At 58.9% G+C, this 9,398-nt stretch carries 8 protein-coding genes; all 8 read right to left on the bottom strand.

What is annotated here, in order from left to right:
* Nucleotides 1-18: 18 nt before the first annotated feature.
* The 8 genes from ACRTG1_RS18150 to ACRTG1_RS18115 all read right to left on the bottom strand — a co-directional run bounded on the left by ACRTG1_RS18150 (nucleotide 19) and on the right by ACRTG1_RS18115 (nucleotide 9,327).
* Nucleotides 19-1,208 (bottom strand): IS3 family transposase gene (locus ACRTG1_RS18150; protein ID WP_432516009.1). Its coding sequence is split into 2 segments (ribosomal slippage): nucleotides 19-951 and nucleotides 954-1,208, totalling 1,188 coding nucleotides; the frame shifts between segments, so codons are not numbered across the junction.
* A gap of 288 nt (nucleotides 1,209-1,496) precedes the next feature.
* Entirely contained in the window at nucleotides 1,497-2,414 is a 918-nt protein-coding gene (locus ACRTG1_RS18145; protein ID WP_432516780.1) for a CobW family GTP-binding protein, read from the bottom strand.
* On the bottom strand, nucleotides 2,411-3,871 hold the full coding sequence (locus ACRTG1_RS18140) for an amidohydrolase family protein (RefSeq protein WP_432516786.1): 1,461 nt from the start codon (nucleotides 3,869-3,871) through the stop codon (nucleotides 2,411-2,413). The genes ACRTG1_RS18145 and ACRTG1_RS18140 overlap by 4 nt, the downstream gene beginning before the upstream one ends.
* Before the next feature lie 38 nt (nucleotides 3,872-3,909).
* On the bottom strand, nucleotides 3,910-5,376 hold the full coding sequence (locus ACRTG1_RS18135; protein WP_432516779.1) for a M81 family metallopeptidase: 1,467 nt from the start codon (nucleotides 5,374-5,376) through the stop codon (nucleotides 3,910-3,912).
* Nucleotides 5,373-5,924 carry a TRAP transporter small permease gene (locus tag ACRTG1_RS18130; RefSeq protein ID WP_432516778.1) on the bottom strand — a complete coding sequence of 184 codons (552 nt, stop codon included), beginning with the start codon at nucleotides 5,922-5,924 and terminating at the stop codon, nucleotides 5,373-5,375. The genes ACRTG1_RS18135 and ACRTG1_RS18130 overlap by 4 nt, the downstream gene beginning before the upstream one ends.
* Nucleotides 5,900-6,874, bottom strand: a complete 975-nt coding sequence (locus tag ACRTG1_RS18125; protein ID WP_432516777.1) for a TRAP transporter substrate-binding protein — start codon at nucleotides 6,872-6,874, stop codon at nucleotides 5,900-5,902. Before ACRTG1_RS18125 ends, ACRTG1_RS18130 begins: the two co-directional genes overlap by 25 nt.
* A 30-nt stretch (nucleotides 6,875-6,904) precedes the next feature.
* Nucleotides 6,905-8,188, bottom strand: coding sequence for a TRAP transporter large permease (locus ACRTG1_RS18120; RefSeq protein WP_113154419.1), 1,284 nt, complete (start codon nucleotides 8,186-8,188; stop codon nucleotides 6,905-6,907).
* The gene (locus ACRTG1_RS18115) at nucleotides 8,185-9,327 is read right to left on the bottom strand and encodes an NAD(P)/FAD-dependent oxidoreductase (protein WP_432516776.1); all 1,143 of its coding nucleotides are present in this window, start codon (nucleotides 9,325-9,327) and stop codon (nucleotides 8,185-8,187) included. The genes ACRTG1_RS18120 and ACRTG1_RS18115 overlap by 4 nt, the downstream gene beginning before the upstream one ends.
* Nucleotides 9,328-9,398 lie beyond the last annotated feature (71 nt).

Below are 9,398 nucleotides of genomic sequence, written 5' to 3'. Positions count from 1 at the left end.
TGACGTTGCCCCCAAGTTTTATCCAGTTTGACGGAGACTCTGGCGGTGGGTTTGGCCGATATGGCCGGGGCTATTGACGGGGTCTGACGCGGAGCTCGCGAGCGAGCGGAGCGGCAGATCCCGTTTCGGGTTCAAGGTGTCGGCATACTCGGTCGGGGTCAGCCAACCGAGCCGGGAGTGTGGGCGGTTGAGGTTGTAGTCGTTCCTCCAGGCCTGAAGAGTTGCTCGGGCGTGCGAGAGCGACGGGAACAGCGTTTCGTTCAGCAGTTCGTCCCTCAGCCGGCCATTGAAGCTCTCGATGAAGCCGTTTTGCATGGGCTTTCCCGGCGCAATGTAGTGCCAGTCGATCTGCATTCGATCAGCGAAGCCCAGGATGGCGTTCGAGGTGAACTCGGTCCCGTTATCGCTGACCGCCATCTTCGGCTTGCCGCGCCGTGCCAGGAGCGCTTCCAGTTCGCGGGCTACGCGAAGACCCGAGAGCGATGTGTCGGCGACCAAGGCCAGACACTCGCGGGTGCAGTCATCCACGATTGTCAGGACCCGGAAGCGCCGGCTGTCGGTCAACTGGTCCGAGACGAAGTCGAGCGACCATCTCTCGTTCGGGGCCATGGGGATCAGCATCGGCCGCCTTGTGCCCATTGCCCGTTTCCGGCCACCTCGTCGACGTACCGACAGCCTCTCTTCCCGGTAGATGCGGAACAGGCGCTTATGATTGACCACATGCCCTTCGCGGCGCAGCAGGACGTGTAGCCGTCGATAGCCGAACCGTCGCCGCTCATGGGCAATCGCCTTCATCCGCTCGCGCAGAACCACGTCTTCGGTTCTCCTGGTCTGATAGCGCATCGTCATGCGGCAACAGCCAAGGATCTTGCACGCCCGCCGCTCGCTCATTCCAAACGCGATCTGGAGATGTGCGACGGCCTCTCGCTCGACGGCGGGCGTCACCATTTTTTTGACAGAAGGTCTTTCAGCGCAGCGTTGTCGAGCATGCTGTCGGCAAGGAGCCTCTTCAGCTTGGCGTTCTCGTCTTCAAGCGTCTTCAGCCGCTTCGCCTCGCTGATGTCCATGCCGCCATACTTGGCTTTCCACTTGTAGATGCTGGCGTTGCTGACGCCGTGCTTGCGGCACAAATCCGCAACCGGAACACCGGCCTCGTGCTCCTTCAATATGCCTATGATCTGTTCTTCGGAAAATCGGTTGCGCTTCATCTCTGGTCCTTCGCGTGGGGCCAGAGCCTACTTCAACCTGGATTAATTCACTGGGGCAACGTCAGCAGGCTACGACGCAATGGGGTGCTGAAGTTCTTCTCGGCGCTACCGCCGTGCCCGGTCGGAATGGAAGGTTCCGCGTCGGAGTATTCTTCGGATTGCGAGATTATGGCGCTTGGCTATGAGGTGTGGCCGTGGCCTTCCTCTATGAGGTGGTCCGGTTTCAGTCTTAATGCATGGCGGATTTATCGACCATTGGGGACAATTTACGTGGCTGTGGCAGGGGCTTTAGACGTCAGGTGCACTCATTCGCAGCTCGTTTAGTTTGCGCAATACTGCGTCGGCGTCGAATGTGTTGCGTTCCCCAATGAGTATCAGCCTGCAGCCTTTCTCCTGATCCCATGGTGCAGAGGATAGGGTGGCGCGTTTTCCAACGAGCTGGAAAACATGCCTGCCGTGTCGACCTGCAAAGCTTAGAAGGCCTTTGCCGCGCAGCGCGGTGTCGGAGATCCGTAAAATCGCTTCTTGAAAGGCGTGCAGATCCAGGGGGGCTTCGAACTCCCACTCCACGTGGAGGAACCGGCCGTCATCCTGGAGGTCTGCTTCCAGCATCGCGCGGGGATTGTCGTCTTTAATGAAAAGGGCGCTCAGCGGGACGGGTGCATCATCCATGTCGAGGATGCAGTTTTTTCCGTATGAGGCCATATCAGCGCGAAGCGCCTTGAGTTCATCGTGCGAGCATTCCGCAGTCTTAGACAGGAGCAGGATATCAGAGCCCCGCAGCTGTGCCTGCCAAAGCGGGTCATCTGCACGCCAGGCCGAATCGGGAGCGTCAACAACGCCGATCACGGTTTCCAGACGTGCTTCCTTCCAGATGACCGGATCCATGAGCGACTGGACGATGCCGGCCGGGTCCGCGACGCCACTCGCCTCAATCATGATTAACTCGGGTTTCGGCGTGCGGGACAGAACCACCTTGAGTGTGCGCATGAGATCGCCCTGCAAGGAGCAGCAGATGCAGCCGTTCTTCAGGCCAATAACATCCTCGCTCGTCTGGGCGAGCAGTTCGGCGTCGATGTTGATCGAGCCGAAGTCGTTGACGATGGCCGCGATGCGCAGCCCGTGATCTGCCTGAAGCAGCCGATTAATGAAGGTCGTCTTGCCTGCGCCCAGAAACCCGGTAACCAGAAGAACAGGAACACTCACGGCATCTCACGTCGGATCGGCTGTCCGGGCGCAGCGCCGGTGTCCAATTCCCCGTTCAGAATAACGAACTGACCGTTGACCAGGAGCTGCCGAACACCTTCCGATGGTCTGTTCATCGCATTGAATTCTGCTCTGTCCGTGAGGGTCTCAAGATCGAAGACCACAATGTCCGCGTCGCAGCCTTCCTGAAGGCGCACCTTTTTTGCGATCTGCGGGGCGCAGCGTTCGATTACCTTGCCGGGCAGGATAGTGCATTTGGCCAATGCATCCATCAAGGACATGGTCCTGCGTTCGCGGACATGTTCCCGCAGGAACCGGGTAAAGGTTCCGGACGATCTGGGATGAGCGGAGAGATCATCGGGTAGCGGCCATTCGAGGCCTTCGTAAATGCTGCCGTCTTCATTTATCCAAGGCATGGCATCCGAAGCGATGGAACCACCGGGGTAGGTGACCGACAGATCAAGAAGACGGCGATGCTCGTCATTGGCATCCACATCCAGAAAGTGCCACATCACCAGATCCGTAGGAGATGTTTCTCTGGCCCGACGCATATCTTCTCGCCCGGTGAAGCGGTGATGATTGCGGATCAGTTCGATGTTCGAGTAGTTGCTTCCGGTGCGTTTGACGAAATCGGGTTCCATGAAGAACCCTGCGCTGACCACGGTCGCACCGGTGCCATAAGGATACGCCTCTGTCGTGATCGGTAGATTCTGCTCCTGCGCCTTGCTGACCAACTCGACCACGCGCTCGATATCCATCAACGAGGTTGAGTTAAGGTGACAGATATGCATGTGCGCTCCGGTAGCGCCGGCCAGCCCTATCAGGCGGACATAACTGTCGACGGAGCTTTTCGGGTCGATATTGCTTAGATATGCGATGTGCGTGAAGGTCGGCGTCCCGTACTGAAAGGCGAGATCGCAGATATCCGCCATCTCCTTCACCCCGGCACCGGGGGCGTAGCCGTTGGGCAATCCGATGCCGATAGCCCCTTCATCAAGCCCCTGTCGCACCAGGGAAACGATCTCGTCCGTCTGCTGGGCATCGGCAGCTTCCGTGGACCAGCACATATCTTCCGAACCGGCACCCATCTGGTCGATTGGATGCACATCTGCATCGAGCTCGATTGCGCCGAAGGCGACCTTGCGTGCGAATATCCAGGCGGCAGCAGTGCCGTAATTCAGTGCACGGGGCAGCGTGGCCTGTCTTTCATACCATCCCGCTACCGGCAGCGCGCCGACTTCGAGCTCCAGAGTGGTAGTCACACCATCAAAGGCCTGCATCCGGTCTGCGGCTACGGATTGCCCATGAGCATGCAGGTCGAGGAAACCGGGTGCCACGATCAGTCCGGTGGCGTCGATTTCGCGGGCAGCGTTACCTTCGAAATGTCCAATTCTGGCAATCTTGTGGGCTGAAATCGCTACGTCGCAAACCCTGTCCAATCCGGTTTCAGGGTCCATCACGCGACCGTTGCGCAGTATGATGTCATAGGTTTCGGTCACGGTGCGACGTCCTTTTCGGCAAAGGGGGTTTCCGTCTTGGGCCAGAAGTTTCCGTCCCGCCTGGTGTAGGGCACGATGGTGTAATCCGGGATGATCGCACCGGGCGTTGCCAGATGTATGACCTCCGCTGCAATGGGCGCAAACCCGTCATAGAAATGTTGCGACGACTTCACGACCACATATTTCATTTTGGAGAGGTCGATACCCAAATTCTCGAAAGCCTCTGGATGGAAGGTCTGCGTGCGCAGCGTGTTGATCACGATATGAACACCGTCAGCTTCCAGCCAGACGCAGTCGCCCATGTTCATTTCTGCTGTACCCAAATGCTGTACGGCGTTGGTGACGATCCCGCGCACGGTCACTGTCAAGTCCACCGGGTCTCCCGACATCGGCCCGATCTTCCCGCCCAGGCGTACAGCCATTTCAGAACCGACCCCCGCGTCCATGCACATGGCGACCAGCACCGGGTCCCAGAATGTTGCGAACGCGATATCCCTGAGGCCACGTGCCAGTGCCGCCCGCAGGACAAATGTCGAATCTGAGGGTGCGCCGCCACCCGCATTGTCCGCGAAATCGGCAAGGACAACCGGATTGGTATCGAGCTTCACCGCCAGATCAAGACCATCCTCCATGTTGGGGAAGCGTCGCAGATCGCTGCGCATCCCCCAGAGCTCCTGTCCCAGTTCTCTGGCGCGACGCTCGGCCAGGCTGGCGTTCCCGTCTGCGATGACCAGCGTACGGGTGCCGCAGCGCGGGCTGTCTCCCCATGGGAAACCGTGCACCAGTGAGACGGAGAGAATGCCGTCCTTGCCCTCCATGGCGGACATGCGGTCGACGTAGCCGCGGATAGGTTCGAAAGGGGTGTGATACATCGCCATCATGCGGCAGTCGTAGTCCCGCATGACCGGTATCACCCTGCCTGCAGCAGCCTCGGCACAGAGTATGAAAAGGTCTTCCGCCCGTTCGACAACATCGACGTGCGGGTATTCCTTGTAACAGACAATCGCGGTCGCATTGTCCAGCATTTGGTTCGTCAGGTGACAGTGCGGGTCAAGCTCCAGTCCTATGATGGCGTCGGGACCCACGATTTCCCGCACACGGGCCATCATGTCGCCTTCGCAATCGTCGTAGCCTTGCGCGATCATTGCTCCGTGCATGGACATGAGGACGATGTCCACCGGCATGGCCGCACGCAAGTCGCTGAGGATATCGTCACGCATCGTCTCGTATACGGCGCGCACAGTCGGGCCGGCGGGTTGTGCATACGTGCAAAGCCCCTCGACAACCTCCCAGCTTCGAGCCTCTGCCATTGCACGCCAACGGGTCACAGCCGCCGCGTAAAGCCCCGCCTCACCGTGAGACGCGGACTTGGTGTAAAGGTGTTCCTTGAACCCACTCCAGCCAGTGGGGATAGGCGAAAAAGAATTGGTTTCCGTCGCCAGCGACGCCATGAAAAGTTTCATTCTTTGTTCCCGAAATTTGCCAGCGCAGTCGCAATATCCGCCAGAACATGGAAAAGGATCACCGCAAAGGCCAGGGGGATTGCAATGCCGAACACCACCATGGGCAGATCCATTGTCTCGGTCTGTCGACCGGCGAGGCGCGCGATATAGCTCCGTGCCGGGTCGGCACCCAGCCCCATAAAGCTGAACCACAGAATAGGCAGGATGAAGCACAGCACGCCGAACGAGCGTGTAAGAGAAAACGCCAGCCCCCGAAACCCGGAGGCTTCCAGTGCATCTGGAAACAGATTGGGGTCGCGACGAAAGCGGTAGGCGCAGGACGCGCCCAGAAGTCCGCCCCAGACCATCGAAAATCTTGCAAGCTCCTCCGTCCAGATGGGAGGTTGGTTCAAGAGGTAGCGGGCGATCACCTGCCAACCGGCTGCGGCAAGCATGATTGCCACAGCAAGTGTTGCGCCAAGGAGTGCCAGTCGGTTCAGACGCCAGGAGAACCAGTTCAGCCCGTCCGCGATCGCCGTCACTGTCAGCGCCCCACCGCTTTGTTCCATGCCTCCAGAGCGCCTTCTGGCATATCCGTTGAATCGTAGATGGGCTGACTGGCTTCACGGAATTTTGCGCGTTCCTCAACCGGAAGTTCGATCACTTCGATCCCGGCTTCTTCCAGCTGCTTCAGAACGGCCGTGTCGTCAGACACCAGCTTGCGATTGGCTTTGTGAGCCTTCTCGACCGCCTGCTGGACGATTTCGCGCTCTTCGTCCGTAAGGCTCTGGTACCAGTCTTCCGACGCAATCGCGACGCGGACAGACTGGCTCAGTCGCGCGTTGGTGAAATAATTGATGAAGGCCGTATGCCCGTAGGTCACTGGCACGAAGGCAGGGTTGATATAGCCTCCGGCGACACCGGTCTGCAGCGCGTTTGGCACCTCCGACCAGGAGACAATAGTTCCTTTCGAGCCCCATTGCTCAAAGGTGTTGATCTGCACCTCATCGAGCGCTCGCATGCGAACGCCTTTGATATCGTCGAAGGTGCGGATCGGAACCTCCGTGGTGAAGATGCCCGTGGGGGTGCCGGTCATCACAACGTCCAGTATGCGAACACCTTTGGGTGTCGTGCCTTCGTTCATCCTGGCCAGCATTCCGCCTTCGCCAAGCGCCTTGTCCAATTGTGCGAGATCTTCAAAGAAGTAGGGCATCATCGCGCCGAAGATCGTTCCATCCAGTGTGCCGGCAGATTTTGCGTCCGACATCGATACTTCGAGCAGGCCCTGGCTGACCTGATCGAGACGTTCAGCTTCTTCTCCCAGGGAGTTCCGCTCGAACTCCACGGCTTCTATGCCATTTTCATTGAGATATTCGCCAAAGGTGTGGGCCCACATGTATGTTCCGGAATTTTCCAGATCCGGTGGGCTGTCAAGGGCGATCTTCACTTCCGCCACGGCCGGAAATGTCAGCGCGAGGCTAACTGCCGATGCCTTGAGGACGTTGGTCAGTTTCAGCATGGTATTCCTCCCAGTGAATTGGTTCTTGCATCACTCCCAAAGTCCCAGGGTTCGGGGCAGCCAAAGGCTGATCTCCGGGGCGTAAACAAGCACTCCTAATACAATGATCTCTGCAATGATGAAGGGAACGACGGCGCGGGCCAGCTTCCAGTAATTGACACCCGTGACCGTCGACACGATCAGGAGGCAGCCTCCTAGCGGAGGGGTTACCAGGCCGATGCACAAGTTGAAGCAGATCATGATGCCCAGATGGACCGGGTCAGCGCCGTTGGCCAGGGCGACAGGGGCCAGAAGGGGTACGAGAAGCGCCAGTGCAACTGGCACGTCCATGATCATGCCTGCCACTATGAAGAGCAGGTTCATCGCGATCAGAAACCCGATCGGCCCAAGCCCCATTTCCTCAACCAGTCCTGCGATGGCCTGAGGGATGCGTTCCAGCGCGGCCAGATGGCCGAAAGCGGCGACAGCGCAAAGGATCATGAAGATCGATCCCGTCAGAACGGCACATCGTGAAAAGCTCTCCCAGATGTCCTGGCGCGTGAGCGGCGAATAAAAGAAGGCAGCGATTGCAGCTGCGAACACGGCGACTGCTGCTGCTTCCGTAGGCGTCATCCAGCCCAAGATGATCCCGCCGACGATGATTAGCGGCAGGCATAACGCCGGTATCGCAGCAACAATCGCTGGCAACAAAGGTCGCGTATCAGACTTCTCGACGCGCGGATGATCTTCACGCCATGCGTACCAGCCGTTCACGACGAACAGAGCGGCGGCAAGGAGCAAGCCCGGAACGATGCCGGCCACAAAAAGTGCCGCCACCGAAGTCTGCATCAGGGCACCGTAGAAGATCAGGATGATCGACGGTGGCACGATTGGGCCGATGATGGATGAGGCTGCCGTGACAGCTCCCGCGTACTCTGCCGTATAGCCTCGTTCGCGCATTTCCGGAACGAGCGTGTTGGAGAGTGCCGCTGCGTCAGCGACAGCCGAACCCGAGATGCCTGCAAAGAACACGGAGGTCATGATGTTCACATGTCCCAATCCTCCGCGCAGGCGCCCGATCAACGCCATTGAAAGGTCGATCAGTGACTTTGTGACGCCGCCGCGGTTCATCAACTCGCCGGCCAGAATGAAGAGCGGCATCGCCAGAAGCGAGAAAACGCTGATCTGCGAAAAGACCTTCTGTGGCAGGACTGCCAGATAGCGGGTGTTGTCGGTCAGAATGAAGGTCATCACAGCCGCGCCGCCGATGACGTAGGCCAGTGCCAGCCCAGCAGCCAACATTGCAATGGCAACTATCGGGATGAGCCAGATCATGCCGAATACGCCATGCGGTCGGGCTTGATGCAGAGAGGGTCAAGTCCCTGATCGAGAATATGGGCCGGAAGGGTCGTGCCCTGCACCAGGGCGGTTGCCAACTCCGCTGCCGCAGGAGCGGACTGGATGCCATACCCTCCCTGTCCTGCCATCCAGAAGAAGCCGGGCGCCACCTTTGAGTAACCGATTACCGGCTCCTTGTCCGAAACGAAGCTGCGCAGCCCCGCCCATTTGTTATCGATCCGACGAATATCGAGATCGAAGGCCGTCATGATCCGGTCTGCGCAGATTGCGACGTCAATCTCCTCAGGCTGCGCATCGCACGGAACCGTCGGCGTCTCGTCGGCGGGGGAGATCAGCAGGCGTCCTGCATCCGGTTTGAGGTAGAACTGTTCTTCGACATCGATAGTGATTGGAGCATCGCGACGCGTGAAACCTTCCGGTTCGGCCACGACCATTGCAGTGCGCTGCTTCGGAACGAGCCCGATGCGCTCAGCGCCGGCGAGTTGGCCGATCTCTTCCGCCCAAGCGCCGGCGGCATTAATCACCAAAGGCGCGGTGAGAGTGCCGATCTTTGTTTGAATTTCCCAGCCATTGCCGATGCGCTCAAGCGCCTGCACCGGCGCATTGTTTAGAAGCTGGCCGCCGCGGGCCTTGAAAACGCGCAGAAATCCCTGATGGAGCGCGGCAACATCAATATCCTGGCCATCCTTATCCAGCATTCCGGCTGCTGCGTAGCCCGCTCGTACGAGGGGTTGAAGCGCTCTTAGCGCCTCAGGAACCAATCGTTCCACTCTTGTCTCGCTGGATGCCGTGTCGATCAGTCTGTCAAGCGCCTCCAGCTGATCCTCCCTTGCGAGCATCAGGATCTCTCGCGGGGTCAGAAGCGGATTGTCCGTGAATCCGTCTGGAGGGGCGCCGAAAAAGCTTCGGGAAGCCCGGGTCAGGGCACGGACGCTTTGCGGACCGTAACTGGGGGCAAACACGGCAGCGGATCGCCCGGTCGTGTGGTATCCCGGCTGTGCCTCCATTTCGACCAATACCGTCTGCATGGTTCTTGAAAGCCCGGCGGCCACAGAAGCGCCTGCAATGCCTGCACCGATGACGATTGCGTCTGCTGAAACGGAGCGATCCGGCATGTAGTGTTAGCCCTTCCACAGCTATTCCATTGCCCCAACGCTATCGAAGAATTTTCGGAAATCAACAAAAG

The organism is Nitratireductor sp. PBL-C9 (assembly GCF_050877045.1).
Lineage (GTDB): Bacteria > Pseudomonadota > Alphaproteobacteria > Rhizobiales > Rhizobiaceae > Nitratireductor > Nitratireductor aquimarinus.
The sequence above is the reverse complement of the archived record's forward strand: the minus strand, read 5'-3'. Positions and strand labels throughout refer to the sequence as shown.